18 protein-coding genes and 2 pseudogenes are annotated in these 19,222 nt (G+C 41.0%); 10 read left to right on the top strand and 10 right to left on the bottom strand.

The window, feature by feature from the left end; all coding sequences use genetic code 11:
• Entirely contained in the window at positions 1-2,217 is a 2,217-nt protein-coding gene (gene recJ / locus D8844_RS01580; RefSeq protein ID WP_312023104.1) for a single-stranded-DNA-specific exonuclease RecJ, read from the bottom strand.
• A 177-nt stretch (positions 2,218-2,394) separates the two neighbouring features.
• Between recJ and D8844_RS01585 the strand changes: the two genes are divergently transcribed.
• The 5 genes from D8844_RS01585 to D8844_RS01605 all read left to right on the top strand — a co-directional run bounded on the left by D8844_RS01585 (position 2,395) and on the right by D8844_RS01605 (position 6,228).
• Positions 2,395-3,153, top strand: a complete 759-nt coding sequence (locus tag D8844_RS01585; RefSeq protein ID WP_125421358.1) for an amino acid ABC transporter ATP-binding protein — start codon at positions 2,395-2,397, stop codon at positions 3,151-3,153.
• Positions 3,154-3,163: 10 nt separating this feature from the next.
• Positions 3,164-3,958, top strand: a complete 795-nt coding sequence (locus tag D8844_RS01590) for a transporter substrate-binding domain-containing protein (protein ID WP_125421361.1) — start codon at positions 3,164-3,166, stop codon at positions 3,956-3,958.
• A 12-nt stretch (positions 3,959-3,970) separates the two neighbouring features.
• On the top strand, positions 3,971-4,648 hold the full coding sequence (locus D8844_RS01595) for an amino acid ABC transporter permease (protein WP_125421364.1): 678 nt from the start codon (positions 3,971-3,973) through the stop codon (positions 4,646-4,648).
• A gap of 9 nt (positions 4,649-4,657) precedes the next feature.
• Positions 4,658-5,317, top strand: a complete 660-nt coding sequence (locus D8844_RS01600; protein ID WP_084944379.1) for an amino acid ABC transporter permease — start codon at positions 4,658-4,660, stop codon at positions 5,315-5,317.
• Positions 5,318-5,445: 128 nt separating this feature from the next.
• On the top strand, positions 5,446-6,228 hold the full coding sequence (locus D8844_RS01605; protein ID WP_125421367.1) for a DUF4037 domain-containing protein: 783 nt from the start codon (positions 5,446-5,448) through the stop codon (positions 6,226-6,228).
• Positions 6,229-6,514: 286 nt separating this feature from the next.
• Here the strand turns inward: D8844_RS01605 and D8844_RS01610 are convergent, their stop codons facing one another.
• The 4 genes from D8844_RS01610 to D8844_RS01625 all read right to left on the bottom strand — a co-directional run bounded on the left by D8844_RS01610 (position 6,515) and on the right by D8844_RS01625 (position 10,160).
• A complete protein-coding gene (locus D8844_RS01610) occupies positions 6,515-7,537 on the bottom strand; it encodes a YdcF family protein (RefSeq protein ID WP_125421370.1) in 1,023 nt (340 codons plus the stop codon).
• A 67-nt stretch (positions 7,538-7,604) separates the two neighbouring features.
• Positions 7,605-8,042 carry an Rrf2 family transcriptional regulator gene (locus D8844_RS01615; protein WP_125421373.1) on the bottom strand — a complete coding sequence of 146 codons (438 nt, stop codon included), beginning with the start codon at positions 8,040-8,042 and terminating at the stop codon, positions 7,605-7,607.
• A 164-nt stretch (positions 8,043-8,206) separates the two neighbouring features.
• Entirely contained in the window at positions 8,207-9,148 is a 942-nt protein-coding gene (locus D8844_RS01620; protein WP_125421376.1) for a hypothetical protein, read from the bottom strand.
• A 160-nt stretch (positions 9,149-9,308) separates the two neighbouring features.
• Positions 9,309-10,160 (bottom strand): metallophosphoesterase family protein, encoded by an 852-nt coding sequence (locus D8844_RS01625; protein ID WP_125421379.1) that lies wholly within the window; start codon positions 10,158-10,160, stop codon positions 9,309-9,311.
• Between the two features lie 197 nt (positions 10,161-10,357).
• Here D8844_RS01625 and D8844_RS01630 point away from each other — a divergent pair, with 197 nt between their 5' ends.
• From D8844_RS01630 to thrS, 3 genes are all read left to right on the top strand, one after another.
• Positions 10,358-10,732, top strand: coding sequence for a hypothetical protein (locus D8844_RS01630; RefSeq protein WP_033630250.1), 375 nt, complete (start codon positions 10,358-10,360; stop codon positions 10,730-10,732).
• A gap of 261 nt (positions 10,733-10,993) precedes the next feature.
• Entirely contained in the window at positions 10,994-11,617 is a 624-nt protein-coding gene (locus tag D8844_RS01635; protein WP_049549743.1) for an adenylate kinase family protein, read from the top strand.
• Between the two features lie 10 nt (positions 11,618-11,627).
• On the top strand, positions 11,628-13,571 hold the full coding sequence (gene thrS / locus D8844_RS01640) for a threonine--tRNA ligase (RefSeq protein ID WP_125421382.1): 1,944 nt from the start codon (positions 11,628-11,630) through the stop codon (positions 13,569-13,571).
• Between the two features lie 299 nt (positions 13,572-13,870).
• Here thrS and D8844_RS01645 read toward each other — a convergent pair whose 3' ends face one another.
• The 5 genes and pseudogenes from D8844_RS01645 to D8844_RS01665 all read right to left on the bottom strand — a co-directional run bounded on the left by D8844_RS01645 (position 13,871) and on the right by D8844_RS01665 (position 17,303).
• Positions 13,871-14,920, bottom strand: coding sequence for a DUF389 domain-containing protein (locus D8844_RS01645; RefSeq protein ID WP_125421385.1), 1,050 nt, complete (start codon positions 14,918-14,920; stop codon positions 13,871-13,873).
• Between the two features lie 277 nt (positions 14,921-15,197).
• A pseudogene (locus D8844_RS01650) lies at positions 15,198-15,499 on the bottom strand (DUF898 family protein).
• A 54-nt stretch (positions 15,500-15,553) separates the two neighbouring features.
• Positions 15,554-15,652 (bottom strand): annotated as a pseudogene (locus tag D8844_RS10590) (peptide ABC transporter); the annotation flags it as partial.
• A gap of 6 nt (positions 15,653-15,658) precedes the next feature.
• Positions 15,659-16,633: a sensor histidine kinase gene (locus tag D8844_RS01660; RefSeq protein ID WP_125421388.1), complete on the bottom strand. Its 975-nt coding sequence runs from the start codon at positions 16,631-16,633 to the stop codon at positions 15,659-15,661.
• Positions 16,626-17,303, bottom strand: coding sequence for a response regulator transcription factor (locus D8844_RS01665; protein WP_000548982.1), 678 nt, complete (start codon positions 17,301-17,303; stop codon positions 16,626-16,628). The genes D8844_RS01660 and D8844_RS01665 overlap by 8 nt, the downstream gene beginning before the upstream one ends.
• Positions 17,304-17,716: 413 nt before the next feature.
• On the opposite strand from D8844_RS01665, the gene D8844_RS01670 reads away from it, so the two are divergent.
• Together D8844_RS01670 and D8844_RS01675 are read left to right on the top strand one after the other, a co-directional pair.
• Complete coding sequence (locus D8844_RS01670) at positions 17,717-18,280, top strand: TetR/AcrR family transcriptional regulator (RefSeq protein WP_185757655.1); 564 nt, start codon at positions 17,717-17,719, stop codon at positions 18,278-18,280.
• Between the two features lie 87 nt (positions 18,281-18,367).
• Entirely contained in the window at positions 18,368-19,144 is a 777-nt protein-coding gene (locus D8844_RS01675) for a ferredoxin reductase domain-containing protein (RefSeq protein ID WP_125421394.1), read from the top strand.
• Positions 19,145-19,222 lie beyond the last annotated feature (78 nt).

Genomic DNA, 19,222 nt, shown 5'->3' on the forward strand with positions numbered 1-19,222 from the left:
TTATCCTTTCAAAAAATCATACATTTCTTGCACGGTACCCAGCGCCATCATTTCTTGGTCTTTGACGGTTTGTTTGAGATTTTGGTAAATCTGACTTTCAGCAATTTCCCTTTTCGGCGCTTCTTTATTGACTGTCATGACACCATCTTTGATCGTCACAAAACCTAGCTCTTCAAATACTTGGATCATCTTGACAAGTAAGATTTGTTGGATATTGAGATAAGTCGCCAAATCCTTAAGCTTGTAGCGAATATCAAACTCTGGGAACTGGTAAATAGTCTTGTACAATTTTGCAAACTGCTCTCTGGTCCCATAACCTGTTAGATAGTAGGCCTTGTCAATGTCATTTTTGAAATAGACAGCAGAGAAATGTTGTTTCTGAAAAATGGCCTTCAGCAGAGTAATATCCTCGGGAATGGTTTTCACAACAACCGCTTCACTAGTCGCTAAATCTGGCACCTCTCCAGAGAAATCCAAGACTGGAATTCCCTCTGGCAAGACTGCATTCTTCCCACGAATGTTAAAGAGTTGAACACCTTCCACACGTGCATCCACCATCATCAACTGGAGGGCAGTTTGGCCATTCCATTGGTTGACAGACAGGGTGACTGCCAATTCTAAATTCTTGGTTTGAGCAAACTCTGTCGCCCATCTACCTTGTCCGAAGGCCACCACCTCAAAACTCGCCTCACCCTTGGAAATTTTTAGTTTGAGGTGGGCATTGCCTGCTCCCATAGTACGGGCACTTTCGACATGAAAATCCTTGATATAAAAGACAGGTTTCTGATTATCCATCCCAAAGGGTGCCAAGCGTTCAAAGCTTTTAACCGTTTCTAAACTAAGAGTCTCCAAATCCAACTCTTCATCTAGATTTAACTTATTCTTGCCACCAGCATCTGCACCTTTTTCACGGACATAGTCTTCTAAAACCTGAGATAAATCTGAAAGTTTCTCAACTTCCAGCGTCATTCCAGCTGCACCAGCATGGCCGCCAAAGGCGATAAAGAGGTCTCGATGAGGATCCAGAGCTTCAAAAATATCGACTGCTTCCACACTACGAGCGCTACCCTTGGCACGACCATCTTCTATATTAAGAACGATAACTGTTTGCCCTAGCTCTTCCAACAAACGACCAGCAACGATACCCAGAACGCCAGGATTCCAGCCTTCCTTGGCCAAAACCTGGACCTTCTTCTCAGGATCCACCATGGTCTTAGCTTCTTCATAAATTGACTGAACGATTTCCTTGCGCTCTTCGTTTTTCTGATGAATCATGAGGGCAATCTCATGTGCTTCCTCGTCGTCAAATCCAGTCAACAAATCAATGGCCGGATTAGGATCATCCAATCGCCCCAAGGCATTTAAACGAGGGGCAATCTGAAAGCCAACCGTTTCTTCTGTCACTTCATTCGCAGCAATCCCAGCCATGTCTAGCATTTCTTGCAAACCGATACGCTGAGTATGCCCCAGCATTTCCAGACCATATTGAACCATGATACGGTTTTCATCTGTCAAGCTCACCATATCTGCAATGGTTCCGATAGCTACCAAATCGAGTAGCTCCACTTGTACTTCTTCTAAAAGAGCGCAAGCCAGCTTGAAAGCCACTCCGCATCCGGCCAAATATTTGAAGGGATAGTCCGCATCCGGATGCTCAGGATGGACAATCGCATAGGCTTCAGGAAGGCTTTCCGGCATGGAATGGTGATCGGTCACAATGACATCCACACCCATAGTCTGAGCTAGTTCAATGGCTTCATGACCTGCAACCCCATTGTCCACTGTCACAATCAAGGAAATTCCCTCTTGCTCGATAAAGTATTTATAAACACTGGCATTGGGACCATAGCCATCGGTAAAACGATTGGGTAGGTAAACACGGCACTCCGCGCCAAGCTGTTCCAAACTTTCCTTCACAATCGAAGCCGAAGTCATGCCATCCGCATCGTAGTCTCCATAAATGAGAATATTTTCCCCTTCTTCAATGGCCTGACGAATCCGTTCCACTGCCTTGTCCATATCATGGAGCAGATAGGGGTCATGCAAGTCCTCCAAAGAAGGTTCTAAAAACTTCTTGAGACTTTCCTCATCCTGAATCCCTCTTTCAAATAATAACCGAGCCACCTCAGGACCCAGTCCAGCCTTCTTGGCTATCTTTGTAAAATCCGCATCTTCAACCTGCGGGGCAAACTGCCATTCATAAGTAGGTGTTATCAAAAAGACATCCACTCTTTCTAAGAATTCTATCGTTTCATTATAACATGATTTAGGCTTTTTCTCTATTCAGATTGCTTTTTTATAACATTTTAGTGAATTTTTTTCAGATATGATTTGACAAGAACATTCTTTTGGTGTAGAATCATGTTATAAAATCTAACACAAAGGAGGTCTCTCATGACTTTAGTAGAATTTAAAAACGTCGAAAAATATTATGGAGACTATCACGCACTCCGCGACATCAATCTCCGTTTTGAAAAAGGACAAGTTGTTGTCCTGCTTGGACCTTCTGGCTCTGGGAAGTCCACTCTTATCCGTACAATCAATGGTTTAGAGGCTGTTGACAAAGGAAGTCTCCTGGTCAATGGACACCAAGTAGCAGGTGCTAGTCAGAAAGATTTAGTTCCTCTTCGTAAGGAAGTCGGCATGGTTTTTCAACATTTTAACCTTTATCCACACAAAACAGTGTTAGAAAACGTGACACTTGCGCCCGTTAAAGTTCTAGGAATTGATAAAAAAGAAGCTGAAAAAACAGCCCAAAAATATCTGGAATTTGTAAATATGTGGGACAAGAAAGATTCCTATCCAGCTATGCTATCTGGTGGTCAAAAACAGCGGATCGCCATTGCTCGTGGTCTTGCCATGCATCCGGAGCTCCTCCTCTTTGATGAGCCAACATCTGCTCTTGACCCTGAAACCATCGGAGATGTTCTAGCAGTTATGCAGAAACTGGCACATGATGGGATGAATATGATCATCGTTACCCACGAAATGGGCTTTGCCCGTGAAGTTGCGGACCGCATTATCTTTATGGCCGACGGAGAGGTTCTAGTAGACACGACAGATGTCGATGACTTTTTTGACAATCCAAGCGAACCTCGTGCCCAACAATTCCTCAGCAAAATTATCAACCACGAAAGTGACAAAGTTAAATAAGGAGGCGCCTATGAAAAAGAAACTCTTTTTAGCAGCATTATTGATTAGCCTTTTCGGCCTTGCTGCTGCCAAACCAGCTCAAGCCGATACCAGCGTCGCAGACATTCAAAAAAGAGGTGAACTGGTTGTTGGTGTCAAACAAGACGTTCCCAATTTTGGCTACAAGGACCCCAAGACAGGGACTTATTCTGGTATCGAAACGGACTTGGCCAAGATGATTGCAGACGAACTCAAGGTCAAGGTTCGCTACGTTCCTGTTACCGCTCAAACCCGTGGTCCCCTTCTTGACAATGAACAGGTCGACATGGATATCGCAACCTTCACCATCACAGACGAACGTAAAAAACTATACAACTTCACCAGTCCCTACTATACGGACGCTTCTGGTTTTTTGGTCAATAAATCCGCCAACATCAAAAGTATTGAGGACCTAAACGGTAAAACCATTGGGGTTGCTCAAGGTTCCATCACCCAACGCCTGATTACTGAATTGGGTAAAAAGAAAGGTCTAACCTTTAAATTCGTTGAGCTTGGTTCTTACCCAGAATTGATTACTTCCCTTCACGCTCACCGTATTGATGCCTTTTCTGTGGACCGCTCTATCCTGTCTGGCTACATCAGCAAACGGACAGAACTACTAAATGATAGTTTCAAACCATCTGACTACGGTATCGTCACCAAGAAATCAAATACCGAGCTAAACAACTATCTTGATAGCTTGGTCACTAAATGGAGCAAGGATGGTAGTTTGCAGAAACTCTATGACCGATACAAGCTCAAACCATCTAGCCATACCGCAGATTAAGGAGGACATCCCATGACAGATTTATCATCTTGGACAGCCTATTTTCAGGATTTTGGACAATTTTTCAATGGTTTCCTCTTCACTCTTGCCCTAGCGATTGGTTCCTTTATCCTCGCCATGGTTTTGGGCATCTTCTTTGGAGCCATGTCAACCAGCAAACGCCCATTCTTGCGTGCTTTAGCTCGCATCTTTGTGGAATTTTATCAAAATACTCCCCTCTTGGTGCAGTTTGTCATCGTCTTTTATGGTTTGCCTCTTATCAGTGACCATACCATCATGATTCCCATTTATTGGACAGCTGTACTTTGTGTGGGGCTCTATCACGGTGCCTATATTGCGGAGGTTATTCGTTCAGGGATTCAGTCTATTCCTAGCGGTCAGATGGAGGCCGCCTTGTCGCAAGGTTTTACCTATATCAGTGCCATGCGCTTGATTATCTTGCCTCAAGCCTTCCGTATCATTCTCCCTCCATTGACCAACCAAATTGTTAACCTTATCAAGAACACCTCTACCGTAGCTATCATCTCTGGAGTAGACTTGATGTTTGTGACCAAGTCTTGGTCGGCTCTCAACGGAAACTATATCCCAGCCTTTTTAGGCGCCGCTCTTCTCTACTTTGCTCTATGCTTCCCTGTTGCCCAGTTTGGTCGCAAGATGGAGCAAGCCAACAAAAAAGCCTATTCACTTTAGGAGGTTACTATGGAATCTATTTTAGAAGTTTTGACCCCAGATAACCTAGTCTTTATCTTTAAAGGATTTGGCTTAACCCTCTATATTTCTCTGATTGCCATTGTCCTCTCTACCCTGATCGGGACGGTACTTGCGGTTATGAGAAATGGAAAAAATCCTGTTTTACGGATCATCTCCAGCATTTATATCGAGTTTGTACGTAACGTTCCCAACCTTCTCTGGATTTTCACCATCTTTTTGGTTTTCAAGATGAAGTCGACACCAGCTGGCATTACCGCCTTTACCCTCTTTACCTCAGCAGCCTTGGCTGAGATTATCCGAGGTGGCCTCAATGCCGTGGACAAGGGCCAGTACGAAGCAGGAATGTCGCAAGGATTCACTTCAGCCCAAATCCTCTACTACATCATTCTCCCACAAGCAATCCGTAAAATGCTGCCAGCCATCATTTCTCAGTTTGTAACTGTGATTAAGGATACCAGCCTTCTCTACTCTGTTATCGCTCTACAAGAACTCTTTGGCGCCAGCCAAATTCTCATGGGACGCTATTTCGAACCAGAGCAGGTCTTCAGTCTTTATATCCTGATTGCCTTGATTTACTTTATCTTTAACTTTGCCATTTCTAGCCTGTCTCATATGCTAGCAAAACGTTGGCAACAAGCCGCAGAATAAAAAAGAAATGTGAACTCAAAACAAGGGTTCACATTTTTTGCTATAAATGAAAAAGAGCAACCCAATGCTATGCAAACGTTTTACTTTTTGGTAAAATGACTTTAAAACAAAAAGCAAGGAGAAAAATCATGATCCAAGAACTTTGCAAAGAATTCTCCCAACTGGAACAAGTAGAAGCTATCGCTCTTGGTGGTTCACGTGCAGGACAAGCCTACGATCAAAACTCTGATTATGACGTTTATGTCTATCTCAACTCTCCTATTTATGAGGCGAATCGCCTAAAAATTTTGAGTAAATACTGCTCCTATATGGAAATTGGAAACCAGTTTTGGGAATTAGAGGACGACTGTGTACTAAACAACGGTATCCAAATCGAGCTGATTTATCGTTCGCTGGAGTCGTTTGAACAGGAATTGAACTCAACCGTTTTTCAGCATCAAGCCCAAAACTCTTATACAACCTGTATGTGGCACAATCTACTCCACAGCAAGATTCTATATGACCCGAATGGACACTATGCTTCTCTCCAAAAGACTTACCAGATTCCCTATCCACAGGAACTCAAAAAGCATATCATTGAAAGGCAGCTCCTTTTGCTAGAACAAGCCATGCCTGCCTTCTCTCACCAAATAGAAAAAGCTATCAAACGCCAAGATCTTCTCAGTATGAATCATCGTACGAGTGAGTTTTTTGCTTCCTACTTTGACTTGTTATTTGCGCTCAATGAGCAAACCCATCCTGGTGAAAAACGAATGTTGGAGTACGCAAAGACCAATTGTACTCTCCTCCCTAAGCAATTTGAAGAAACTATTCGCAAGTATTTCCAACTACTCTATCAACCACAACAAGGAGAACAAGCGATCGTAACCTTGCAAACTATCCTGAAGGAACTAAAAGCCATTTTGCCATAGACCAAAAAGAAAATGTGAACCTCTGTTGCTGTTCACATTTTTATTTGTCGTTGACTGTAAAATTCTAGTCTACTCATATTCAGTTGCCTATTTTTGACTCTCTCTGAAAATCTGCAACTAGGTTAGAAATTGTTCAATTGATTGACGAGCAATCATGAAGCCGTTCCAAAAACCGCACTCACAATCACTTACCCTGCTCTTTCATTACTAGTGACAATTTTTCCCTTAGGGTTACTACAAGATTTTTTAGAGATTCTAACAAGAATTACAATATGAATTTTACATATTACCATAGAACACCTCTATAGGAGAAAATCAGAGCTAAAATTAATAAAATATAGAATGTGATAAAAAGCCATCTCATCTTCACACATAGAGCAATGTATTCTCTGATAAAGGCCGATGGGATATAGTAGGCGGCTGTACGGCAACCAAGACCATCTCCCTTCATCCCAATACGGCGAGCATAGGTACTGGTACGAAAAACATGGTAATCATTGGTCACAAAGAGAAAACGTGGACTGGCCACCAGCTTCTCTCCCATTTCTTTTGAGAAGAGAAGATTCTCATAGGTCGTCGTTGAGTCTTCCTCTAGGAGAATCGCTTCTCTCGGAACATCCGTCTCTTCCAGCAAATAATTACAAATTGCCTGAGCCTCGGAAATCTTCTCATCCCCACCTTGACCACCACTTGAGATGATTTTAACATTGGGATTGAGAGACTGGTGATAAGCTTCTACTGCTTTGTCAATGCGACTCTTCAGTAAGGGAGTGACTTTTTCTCCATTCAACAAGCCTGCTCCGTGAATGATGATAAAATCATAATATTTTTTCTTAGGAATGAAAAGATACAGAATGGAATAAAGCAGAAATCCTGCAAAGGCAAAACCAAAAATCAAATACGAATAAATCAAAAAGAAAAAGATAATATTCACTAGATGATTGGTGTAGAACAAGCCCTTGGTATCGCTCACTCGAATCGCCATGATCACAAAAAAGAATAGAATCACGCAGCCTAATCCTAGAGACAAATAATTTGCCTTGGATTTTCCTTCTTTTTTCAATAACACAAATCCATTATAAATAAGGAAAAAACCACTTAGAAAAACTAAAAGAGGCAGCAGGAGAAAAATCCCTGCAAAGAAAACCATGTGCACTTCTTTCTGCCCAGCTTCGTAAAAAAGATTGGCAATGGACATATAAGAAAAGAGCAGAGACAAAAGCAAGAGAGCTGGATTCCAGAGACTGCGATTGTCCCTTAAAAACGAAACGAGAAAAAGTAGGACAAAAAATCCTGTGATAAAGTACATAGTCTCCTCCTTTGATGACTACATTGTACCATAATTATAGCAATAGAAAAAGAGAACCTTAGTCCTCTTACTTAAACAGTTTATTCTGAGCATCTGCTACAACCTGAGCCAGACTTGTCTGACGAAGTTGGTTCTCCATAGCTGCTTGAACATCGAACAACTTTTGGTCCAAGACCGCATGGATATTCGCACCAATTGGGCAATTAGGATTTGGATTGTCATGGAAACTAAAGAGCTTGCCGGATTTTCCTAAACACTCTACAGCTTGGTAGACATCCAACAAACTGATCTCTTGAAGGTCTTTTATTATCTCAGTTCCTCCCGTACCACGAGCAACTGAGATCAACCCTGCTTTTTTGAGTTGCGATAAAGTCTTACGGATAATGACTGGATTGACTCCGACACTGGCCGCAAGAAAATCGCTGGTTACTTTACTTTCTGTATCCTGCATTGCAATAATAATCATCATATGAGTCGCAATTGTAAATCGGCTTGAAATTTGCATCTTCTTCTCCTTTCATTGATATTTTATTCATCTTTTCCCGTATAAACATTATACCTTATTTGCTTATCCTGTCAAATATTAACGAATGATTACCTTCTCCATGCAAAAAGTCCTGTATCCCTCTTGACAACCAGAACGGTAGAGGGCATACAAAGACTTATTTTTTATGCAATTTTACGGACAATCCCTTTTGTTTTATGACTTGACCAAACCGAGCTGATAGACGCCCCAGCACCAACTAAGGTAAACACAGCTAACATAGCTAGATTATAAAAATAATTTTTTGGGAAATCACCGTTAAAGATTAATTCATTCACCGCTCGGAAAGCAAAGGCAAACTCAACCCCTAGTTTGGAAACGACTTCCATCGCCAAATCAATTTGATTCACTAGAAAGACAGTAATCACCATCCAAATAGAGGAAATTACAATCCCCTTTCGAGATATCTTTCTTCCAAGGAATTCATATCCTTTAATGGTACAAATCCCCAGAACAATCCCCGCTACCATAGCTACATAACCTAGACGAGCGATAAATAGAGCAACTGCTCCACCAATCAAGGCTCCAAGCAAGGCACCAACTGCTCCAAGAAGAACATTTTCCTTTTGATTTTGATAAGAATCCACCTCAATCTGAAGATTGCTCTTCAGCAATTGATAGCTTTCCTCGTTGATAAGGAAAATTGAATCACCTAATTGATAGAGACCAACAGGGCCTTCCTGACCACTGTAGGCACAGACTTGGACGAAATGATGGGTTTCAAGGAAGGCAACGAGGTCTGTTATGAGCGTCTGTAACTTTTCAATTGTTTTTGATTTGCGCATGGCACCTTTTACGACAAAAGAAACAAGGTACTGGTTGATGGACAAGGTCGACAAGTTTGGAAGAGATTCACTCTTAAATTCATCCCAAACCATTTCGTTTTCTTCTGAATCCGCAGGATTGCCATTCAAACTCACACTGACGCAAAGTCGAAACTGATTTTTCACGTCAGTTTCTTGCAGGAAAAGTAAATAGCCTGACTGCGTGCCATAAATACTACGCGAATCTTCGTCAAATTGCAAGCCCAACTCCGAGGCAATAGCGTGTAACTCTTCTGGTTTCATTATTTGTCTCCTCTTATTTTGAATATCAATTAGTATGAAATTCAAATTATTTATATTCCGTTATTCTAACATAAATTTGAGAAGCCGTCAATTCGTATCCAGTTCGACTTATCGGAAAACAACAGTTCCTAGACTCTCTGATTTCTGACTAGAAAACCTCTTAAAACCAATCTTTCTTGTCTCTTTCCATCCAAAGCTCAACATCCTGATCATAACCTTCTTGTTCACTAATCTGACCTAACAGTTCGTGATTATGAGTATGGTGAATCCCATTTACCAAACTTTCATAGTAGACCTGAAAATAGGGGAGCTTCAAATCTTTAGCCAACTGCAATTCAGCTTCTACATCATAATCCACTCGACGAAAATCAACATCAGACAAACCTTCCTCATCAAACTCTAAGATCATATACTGGGCCCGCAGGTCCTTACGCAACTTCGCATCTAGAAAGAAAGGTTGCCCAATGGAACCTGGATTAAGAATCAACTGTCCATCACTTCCGTAACGAAGCAACTGCTGATGAATATGGCCATATACTGCGATAGAGGTGTGTGGATTCGTCACCAATCTATCAAAATCTTCTTGTTTTCCCGTATGGATCAATTCTCTTCCCCAGTTTTTATCAGGGAGATGGTGAGTGATTCCCACCATCAAATCACCAAACTGACGATGAACTTGCATAGGTTGATTGTTGAGGTTTTCAATTTCTTCAGGGCTGACCTCCTCTAAGATGTACTGACTTTGACGCAGGAGATAACGATGGCTCGCTTTTGTAGGGTCTAACTTGCGATGCAGGCCTCGCCAGAGACTATTTTCCCAATTACCAAGAACTCTTACTGTAATAGGCAAGCTAGCTAAGAGGTCCAAGATCCTTCTACGTCCTGTTCCTGGCATCAGAATATCCCCTAAAAGCCAGTATTGGTCTACCTCTGCCGCTTTAGCATCAGCCAGAACAGCTTCCAAAGCTGTCGTATTTCCATGTATGTCTGAAAGAACTGCTATTTTGGTCATTCTTTCTCCTCATTCTCTCTTACTTCTTTTGTTAGTATTATAGCAGAAAACACTCGAAAAGATCACTATCACTAATCACTGGATTAAATTGTAAGAGCCTCCAAATCGTGCTATAATATAAGTAGAGATTTCCCCTTCATTTAGGATTATGTTGTATACAATATCTCTCAATTTTTGCAGATTGGAGGACTATTGCCATGCGGAATTATCTTAAGTATATCCCATACTACCTTGTCATTTTCTTTTTTTACTGGCCACTCTATGAACTCCTCTCTCTATGCATCTCTGACCCATATATACTGAAGGGACTGTACATTTACAACATCATCCTTTTTTCACCTCTAGTAACCTTTATCGTATCGCTACTTTATAGCTATCGATTTCATTTCTCACTTTGGTGGCTACTCGGTATTGGTCTGCTCCATTGCTTTACCATCATCACCTTTGGTGAGTTCATCCTTCTTTACTTCCTAGCCTATGAGCTCTTTGCCCTACTTGGCTTGGCTGCTGGCATGGGTATCAATCATCTCTTCCAAAAAGAGAAAAACAAAAAAATTATACAAAAACCTTGAAAATTCTCGCAATCATGCTATAATAATGCATAGAGACAAGTCACTTAGTCCCTTTCTACTAGAGAGTGCGTGGTTGCTGGAAACGCATAGAAAGCCTAAACTGATACTACTCTACTGACTTTTATGCAAACATAAAACGGTGGCTACGTTAAAGCCAATCTGAGGTGTCCCTCTTTTTTGAGGAACATAAATGAAGGTGGAACCACGTTGCGACGTCCTTTTAGGATGTCGTTTTTTGTTTTGTCAGAAGGAGGAAGAACGATGCTTTATATGATTGGCGGATCGCCTTGTAGTGGAAAGTCAACAATTGCCTCACTTCTTGCTAGACAGTATCAACTACTTCATATCAAACTGGATGATTTGGTAGAAGAGATGATGAGTCAAGCAAGTGCAGACTCACAGCCAATTTGCCTTCTTAGGAAGGATAGAAATCCAGAACAAATCTGGATGAGAAAGCCAGAAGAGATGGCAGATGAAGAATGGTGCTTTTATGAAGAGATTTTTCCATATGTAAAATCTTACTTGATAAAAAAACAAAACAGACCTCTCTTGGTGGAGGGAGCAGGACTTTTGCCTCACTTGGTAAAGGAGCTTGAATGTCAAGCATCATCCTATCTATGCTTGACTCCGACAGCTGATTTTCAAAAAAAGCATTATATACAGAGAGAATGGGTTCCTTATGTCTTAGAGGGTACAACCAACCCCGAGCAAGCTTTTGAAAACTGGATGCAACGAGACATTCTTTTTGCTCAAATGGTTCGTAAGGAAGCGGTGCTATTAGGCTATCCTAGTCTCGTAACAGATGGTAGTCAATCAGAGAATCAGACTGCGGAAGAAGTTGCTCGGCTCTTAAAATTGTCCAACAAAAATAGAATAAATATTTAAGGAGAAAACCATGATTAAGATTACTTTCCCAGATGGCGCTGTTCGTGAATTCGAATCTGGCGTTACTACTTTTGAAATTGCCCAATCTATCAGCAATTCCCTAGCTAAAAAAGCCTTGGCTGGTAAATTCAACGGCAAACTCATCGACACGACTCGCGCTATCACTGAAGATGGAAGCATCGAAATTGTGACACCTGATCACGAAGATGCCCTTCCAATCTTGCGCCACTCAGCTGCCCACTTGTTCGCCCAAGCAGCTCGTCGCCTCTTCCCAGACATTCACTTGGGAGTTGGTCCAGCTATCGAAGATGGCTTCTACTACGATACAGACAATACTGCTGGTCAAATCTCTAACGAAGACCTTCCTCGTATCGAAGAAGAAATGCAAAAGATCGTCAAAGAAAACTTCCCATCTATTCGTGAAGAAGTCACCAAAGACGAAGCACGTAAAATCTTCAAGAACGACCCTTACAAATTGGAATTGATCGAAGAACACTCAGAAGACGAAGGTGGGTTGACTATCTACCGTCAGGGTGAATATGTAGACCTCTGCCGTGGACCTCACGTTCCATCAACAGGCCGTATCCAAATCTTCCACCTTCTTCATGTAGCAGGTGCTTACTGGCGCGGAAATAGCGACAACGCGATGATGCAACGTATCTACGGTACAGCTTGGTTTGACAAGAAAGACTTGAAAAACTACCTTCAAATGCGTGAAGAAGCTAAAGAACGTGACCACCGTAAACTTGGTAAAGAGCTTGACCTCTTTATGATTTCACAAGAAGTTGGTCAAGGTCTACCATTCTGGTTGCCAAACGGTGCGACTATCCGTCGTGAATTGGAACGCTACATTGTCGACAAGGAGCTGGCTTCTGGCTATCAACACGTTTACACTCCACCACTTGCTTCTGTTGAGCTTTACAAGACTTCTGGTCACTGGGATCATTACCAAGAAGACATGTTCCCAACCATGGACATGGGTGATGGGGAAGAATTTGTCCTTCGTCCAATGAACTGTCCACACCACATCCAAGTCTTTAAACACCATGTTCATTCCTACCGTGAGTTGCCAATCCGTATCGCCGAAATCGGGATGATGCACCGTTACGAAAAATCTGGTGCCCTTACTGGTCTTCAACGTGTGCGTGAAATGTCTCTCAACGACGGTCACCTCTTTGTAACTCCAGAACAAATTCAAGAAGAATTCCAACGTGCCCTTCAGTTGATTATCGATGTTTATGAAGACTTCAACTTGACTGAATACCGCTTCCGTCTCTCTCTTCGCGACCCTCAAGATACTCACAAGTACTTTGACAACGATGAGATGTGGGAAAATGCCCAAACTATGCTTCGTGCAGCCCTTGATGAAATGGGTGTTGACTACTTTGAAGCTGAAGGTGAAGCAGCCTTCTATGGACCAAAATTGGATATCCAGGTTAAAACTGCCCTTGGAAAAGAAGAAACCCTTTCGACTATCCAGCTTGACTTCTTGCTCCCAGAACGCTTCGACCTCAAATATATCGGAGCTGACGGGGAAGAACACCGTCCAGTTATGATTCACCGTGGGGTTATTTCAACTATGGAACGCTTCACAGCTATCTTGATTGAGAACTACAAGGGTGCCTTCCCAACATGGCTTGCACCACACCAAGTAACTCTCATCCCTGTTTCTAACGAAAAACACGTGGACTACGCATGGGAAGTGGCTAAGAAACTCCGTGACCGTGGTGTCCGTGCAGATGTAGATGAGCGCAATGAAAAAATGCAGTTCAAGATCCGTGCTTCTCAAACCAGCAAGATTCCTTACCAATTGATCGTTGGTGACAAGGAAATGGAAGACGGAACAGTCAACGTTCGTCGCTACGGACAAAAAGAAACACAAACTGTCTTAGTAGATGAGTTTGTTCAAGCTATCCTTGCTGATATCGCCAACAAATCACGCGTTGAGAAATAAAACGTTTAACCTGGGATAAGAATTCCAGCTACCTAAAAAAGAGGTTGGGACAAACGATCCCGACCTCACTTTTTATTAGCAATTAAACTTTGACGCGGTAGCTGATTGAACTTTTTGTTCGTCTTTTAGACTCCAAAAAGCTCCTAATCATCCTCGCGGGGCTGGGACTACGAAATCGAGACTTTGTCTATCGATTTCTGTCCCACCGCCTTTTTATATTTTATTTAATCTGGGCTAGTAGTGATTGGTCAAACCACCACACAAAATTTGCTTTCATGAGTTGGATAAGGTCAATATCCTCATTCCTTGTCTTCTTCCTTTTCTTTTACGAGATCTTTTTGTGAATCCTTTTCAGAGAGTTTTTGATCGATATACTTGTTAATGGTTTCATAAAATTCCTTGGTCGTATCACTGTCTAATTTTGTCGAATTATGGACTTGATTGACTTTCAATTCAACAGATTGAATACCGTAAGAGGCTTGTTTTTGGTGGAGCGTTTCTAATTCTTCGTCTGAAATCGGATCTCCAACAACCGTCAAGACCAATTCATTGTTCCTTGACTTGTAGACTTGATTAATGACCGTGTGATTGGCGAACTCTTTTGCTATAAACTGTTTGATTCCTTCTTTTCGCGCTTGTTCTATCGACAGAGTGACTGCTGAATAACTGGCTGGAAGAACCAATAATACAATCAAGGATGTCAAGCCAATTTTCATTTTAATGTTTAGCTCTTTAAATGAACTTAAGGGAGATTTTCTCATCAAAATTCTTGTTCCAACAATGTTGGCTAGCATGATAAAGACACAGTTGATCAAAAAAAGATAGAGAGCCCCAAATAAAAATCGTACATTTCCATTAGCTAAACCATATCCTGCAGTACAGATAGGTGGCATCAGAGCTGTTGCAATGGCTACTCCTGGCACGATATTGTTTGCTTCTTTTTTCCTTGATCCAATTACACCTGCTATCCCACCAGCAATAGCAATGAGAACATCCCAAATGGTTGGAGAGGTTCGTGCAATCAGTTCGCTACTTGCATAAGATAAGGGAGAAATCCAGAAATACAAAGTCGAGACAAGCAAACTGACCAATACTTGAGTAAATAAAACCTCTAGAGATTGTTTGATTAAACGGGTATCAAAAATAGCTAAACCAAAACCCAGTCCAACAATCGGTGTCATAAGAGGGGAAATCAGCATGGCTCCAATAATGACCGCTGTTGAATTCATATTTAAACCTATAGAGGCAATAAAAATCGCACACATCAAAATTACTATATCTCTTAATCGAACATGAAGGTCATCATATAGTTTCTCGCGGAATTCACGTGTTGAATAGTTTCTGGACATTGGTTACTCCTTTTATTTCATATACTCTTGTTTCTGCTTGGATGATGGTAGAGAGACTTCTTTTCAATCTTACATATTTTTCTTCTCACCTGTTATGTTTTTGAAAATTATCCTTTAAGCATCCATCAGTCTATCCTTAACATTATATCAAAAATTTTACAGTCTTTCTCCAAAGAAATCTATCAATTGAACAGATAGAAAAAGGAAGAAATTTTTGTTTCCTTATACGAAAAAGAAAAAACGGTATCTCCTCTGAAAGAAGATGCCGTTTTAATCTTTAAACATGATTGGTGTGTTCGACAATCCATTGCTTCATTTTGATTTGCAACCAGAAGCCATAGATTCCAAACGTGATGATGGTTAGAAGAAACCACTTGATCCAGTTACCGAACAGTTGTGTTCCAATCCCGTCAAAGTATAGACGTTGACCATCTACTACCATGTGTTTGGTTTTCAATTTTGCATCATACAAACCGCCCAAGGTGTTGCGATCCCCAAGGTAAGCCCGAAAATTATGGCTACTAAGATAGAGTATCCAATATAATCTAGGATTCCGCCATCAAAATAACTTTCTTTCATTTTTCCTCTTTTATTTTTTGACTATATTCTAGTCGTTTCCTAGTGTAACATTTTTTACATCTGGACAATCTTACGGTAACTTCTAGACGTTATCATGAAAATAGAGATATAGACTAGAACAAAAATTCCACAGATGGATAAGGTTATCATCAACTATGCTCACTCAATCATCAGATTCCTATTGGAAAACTTGATGCGAACGGTTGTTCCTATCCCAACCTCAGACTCGATGCGAATCTGATGGCCGAGTTCTTCAGAAATTTTCTTAGATAGGTAGAGGCCCAGTCCAGATGATTGCTGGGTCAAACGGCCATTGTAGCCTGAAAAACCACGTTCAAAGACTCGGAGCACATCACTGTTTTTAATCCCAATCCCCGTATCCTTGATACAGAGCTCCTGACCTTCCATAGAAATCTCTAGCCCACCTTCCTTAGTGTACTTGAGGCTGTTTGAAAGGATTTGTTCAATGACGACCAACAACCATTTCTTATCGGTCACGATGATTTTGTCAAGGTCATGGAGATTGACTGTCAGCCCCTTTTGGATAAAGAAAAGTGCGTACTTACGAACCATCTCCTTGATCAAGTCCTCCACTTGAACCTGTTCAAATACCAAGTCATCGTGAAAACTTTCTAAACGCAGGTACTGCAAAACCAGGTTGGTATAGGAGTCAATCTTAAAGATTTCCTGTTCCAGTTGTTGCTTGACCTCACGATCAGAGACTTCTGCCACTAAAAGTCGACTAGCCGCTATGGGGGTCTTGATTTGATGAACCCACAAGGTGTAGTAATCAAGCAAATCCGTCAGCTTGCTCTGCGCTTCCGACTTCTTTTGGTACAATTCAGACTCCCGCTCTTCGAGTTTCTCTGCCAACGCACATTCCAGAGGAGACTTGGGATTTCTCTCAGCATAGAGAACTTCCTGTCGGTAAACCTGAGCTTCTGCAAATATATCCCAAGCCAAAAATAAGAAGGTCAAAAAACTACTGAGCAGAAAGAAATAAAGAAAATAAGTTCCTAGACTAGCAAATAAAAACTGAAAGAGAAGGACGAGAAAGCCTAATGAAAAAATATAGGCAAAAACGCGACTGCGAGAACGCAGATAGGCTAGAAAAAATGATTTCCAATCAAGCATGTTTCAGTCCGTATCCTATCCCTTTCTTAGTTTCGATAAAGCCTACTAAACCTTGCTCCTCCAACTTTTTGCGCAAGCGAGCAACGTTGACAGACAAGGTATTGTCATCAATGAAAAAGTCGCTGTTCCAGAGTTCCCGCATCAGGTCATCTCGCGCCACGATATTGCCCGCATGTTCAAACAAAACACGCAAAATTTGAAATTCATTCTTGGTTAAGCTCAGGACTTCCCCCTGATAGTGCAGGTCCATAGACTTGGTATTAAGAATCACACCCGCATACTCCAGCAGACTTTCATCCCGCCCAAACTCATAGGAACGGCGCAACAAGCCCTGAACCTTGGCAAGGAGGACCTGCTGGTCAAAAGGCTTGGTCACAAAGTCATCTGCTCCCATATTGATCGCCATGACAATATCCATAGCCTGATCTCTCGAAGACAGAAACATGATAGGCACCTTGGAAATCTTACGAATTTCCTGGCACCAATGGTAACCATTAAAGAGTGGCAGGCCAATATCCATGAGGACCAAATGGGGCTCAGACTGGACAAATAAGCTCAACACTTCCATAAAATCCTCTACCAAAACGACCTCAAAGCCCCACTCAGAGAGCAATTTCCCAACTTGTTGCCGAATAACTTGGTCATCTTCTACTAGTAAAATCTTGTGCATGCACTCCTCCTTTGCTATTTCTCAAAGTATCAAAACCCTTCATATCAGATTTACGGATCAGTATCTCATACTATTTAGCAGCCTATTTCCCAAATCCAGATTCGGAAACGAAAGCTAAATAGAGAATAATCCCATTGATATCATACCTTATTTTTAACTATAGTTCCAGCCTTATCCTATATTTTCCTTTTCTGCTTATTTAGTCCGTGTTTCTTTTACTTAAGGAATAGATTTTAAATGAACAATCTCATTAAAATAAATGCCTTGTAAATTTATGTAACTCTTCTGTTCATAAATGTAATTGCTTTAAACTAACTTATTTATCCTTCTTATTGACAAGCCAGCTAGGATTTGCTAGAATATGAATGAACCAAACTTAATATTCATTCATGTCTGAAGGAGGTAAGGTCAGATTGGACAAAAAACAAGCTCTAAAAACAGCGGCTTATGACGTTTTTTCGAAAAAGGGTTACAAGGCAACAGGAATTTCAGAAATTGCTAGGCAAGCTGGTGTTGCAGTTGGTTCTTTTTATAACTATTACGAGAGTAAAGAAGCCATTTTTCTAGACATTTATATAGATGAAAACAACCGTGTTCGCCAAGCTATGATCGAAGAACTGGATTGGGAAATTGACATGATCGACCTCATTGGTCAACTATTTGCTCAGTCCAGAACTCTCGTTTCTTCCAATAAAATCCTTGCAGAATGGTACAATCCTGCCATCGCAGATGAGTTGCACAGCTACTATTCCTCGGAAGAAGGCAAAGTCGCAAATCCTTTTCATCAGTTTCTAGTTAAAACTTTTACAAATCGTATGCAGGCTGAGGGGTATTCTCCAGAAAAGATTCAAGAGATTTTACAAGTTTACAACCTATTTTACTACATGGATATGCATATCACGGAAAAAGATTTTCCAGATATAAGCAAAACTGTCGAAATACTTGCAACCAACTTCATAAAAGGAGTTCTAAAATAAAGAAAATGGTTTTCTTTATTTTTTGAAAAGGTATGAATGAATTTTTTTATAGTTCATTCATAAAATTAAGAACAGGAGTCATAAAAAATGAAAAGAGGTAAAAAAATGTTTATTATCATTCTATCAACACTTGGAGCGCTATGTATTATAACTTGGGGTGCCATCGCCTACCTTGGACGAAGTCAGATATTATCGATAAAATCCATCGAAAATCCCAGCGGAGATCTGTATTTAATTCACATCACAAAACCAAGTTATCAAAACTGGAAAGCTGGGGCTTATGCCAAGTTTACACTCCCTGATACTTCTTCTACTACTAATAAAAACGAAGCTAAGGGAGAGCAAACCAGTCGATGGCTAACCATTGCCTCCACACCTGATGAAGATGAAATTCTCATTTTGACTCATAATAGTGGTAGCAACTTTAAGAACACCTTGACACATTTACCGGCTGGCAGTGAGATTGAGATGAGTTGGCTGGATTCCTCTTTGACTGTTAAAGATACGAATAAGCCACTAGTTTGCTTTGCATCTGATGTCGGCATTTCTGCTCTACGCCCCCTCATCAAAGAATGGGCTGGTAAATGTCCGATTATTCTCAACCATTTTGACAAAGGAGTTACTATTTTCGATAATGAGATGAAAGAACTGGCTCAAAAAACATCGAATTTTACTTATAAAACTAGCGATGAACTTTCTCAAAGTCAAGAATTTTTAAAACGTGCTATTGATGAATACGGCAATCAAGCCAGCTATCTCATCACAGGTCAGCCTGATGATGTAAATGAGATGAAGAATTTTTTAAAGGAAAATGGGATTGATAGCAAAAACATACAAGTAAGCTCGTTTAGAGGTTTGAAATAGGAGCAATCTATCTTCTATGTATTTCAATCAAACCCTACTAGCTAATTCTAGGTAAATGTGATAGGATAAACATAGAGA

Source organism: Streptococcus oralis, assembly GCF_003942875.1.
In the GTDB taxonomy this organism is placed as follows: domain Bacteria; phylum Bacillota; class Bacilli; order Lactobacillales; family Streptococcaceae; genus Streptococcus; species Streptococcus oralis_BX.

Bases quoted from the DNA above. Each gene is read 5' to 3' on its own strand.
- D8844_RS01585 (WP_125421358.1), top strand. From the start codon at position 2,395: ATGACTTTAGTAGAATTTAAAAACGTCGAAAAATATTATGGAGACTAT.
- D8844_RS01590 (WP_125421361.1), top strand. From the start codon at position 3,164: ATGAAAAAGAAACTCTTTTTAGCAGCATTATTGATTAGCCTTTTCGGC.
- D8844_RS01595 (WP_125421364.1), top strand. From the start codon at position 3,971: ATGACAGATTTATCATCTTGGACAGCCTATTTTCAGGATTTTGGACAA.
- D8844_RS01600 (WP_084944379.1), top strand. From the start codon at position 4,658: ATGGAATCTATTTTAGAAGTTTTGACCCCAGATAACCTAGTCTTTATC.
- D8844_RS01605 (WP_125421367.1), top strand. From the start codon at position 5,446: ATGATCCAAGAACTTTGCAAAGAATTCTCCCAACTGGAACAAGTAGAA.
- D8844_RS01610 (WP_125421370.1), bottom strand. From the start codon at position 7,537: ATGTACTTTATCACAGGATTTTTTGTCCTACTTTTTCTCGTTTCGTTT.
- D8844_RS01615 (WP_125421373.1), bottom strand. From the start codon at position 8,042: ATGCAAATTTCAAGCCGATTTACAATTGCGACTCATATGATGATTATT.
- D8844_RS01620 (WP_125421376.1), bottom strand. From the start codon at position 9,148: ATGAAACCAGAAGAGTTACACGCTATTGCCTCGGAGTTGGGCTTGCAA.
- D8844_RS01625 (WP_125421379.1), bottom strand. From the start codon at position 10,160: ATGACCAAAATAGCAGTTCTTTCAGACATACATGGAAATACGACAGCT.
- D8844_RS01630 (WP_033630250.1), top strand. From the start codon at position 10,358: ATGCGGAATTATCTTAAGTATATCCCATACTACCTTGTCATTTTCTTT.
- D8844_RS01635 (WP_049549743.1), top strand. From the start codon at position 10,994: ATGCTTTATATGATTGGCGGATCGCCTTGTAGTGGAAAGTCAACAATT.
- thrS (WP_125421382.1), top strand. From the start codon at position 11,628: ATGATTAAGATTACTTTCCCAGATGGCGCTGTTCGTGAATTCGAATCT.
- D8844_RS01645 (WP_125421385.1), bottom strand. From the start codon at position 14,920: ATGTCCAGAAACTATTCAACACGTGAATTCCGCGAGAAACTATATGAT.
- D8844_RS01660 (WP_125421388.1), bottom strand. From the start codon at position 16,633: ATGCTTGATTGGAAATCATTTTTTCTAGCCTATCTGCGTTCTCGCAGT.
- D8844_RS01665 (WP_000548982.1), bottom strand. From the start codon at position 17,303: ATGCACAAGATTTTACTAGTAGAAGATGACCAAGTTATTCGGCAACAA.
- D8844_RS01675 (WP_125421394.1), top strand. From the start codon at position 18,368: ATGAAAAGAGGTAAAAAAATGTTTATTATCATTCTATCAACACTTGGA.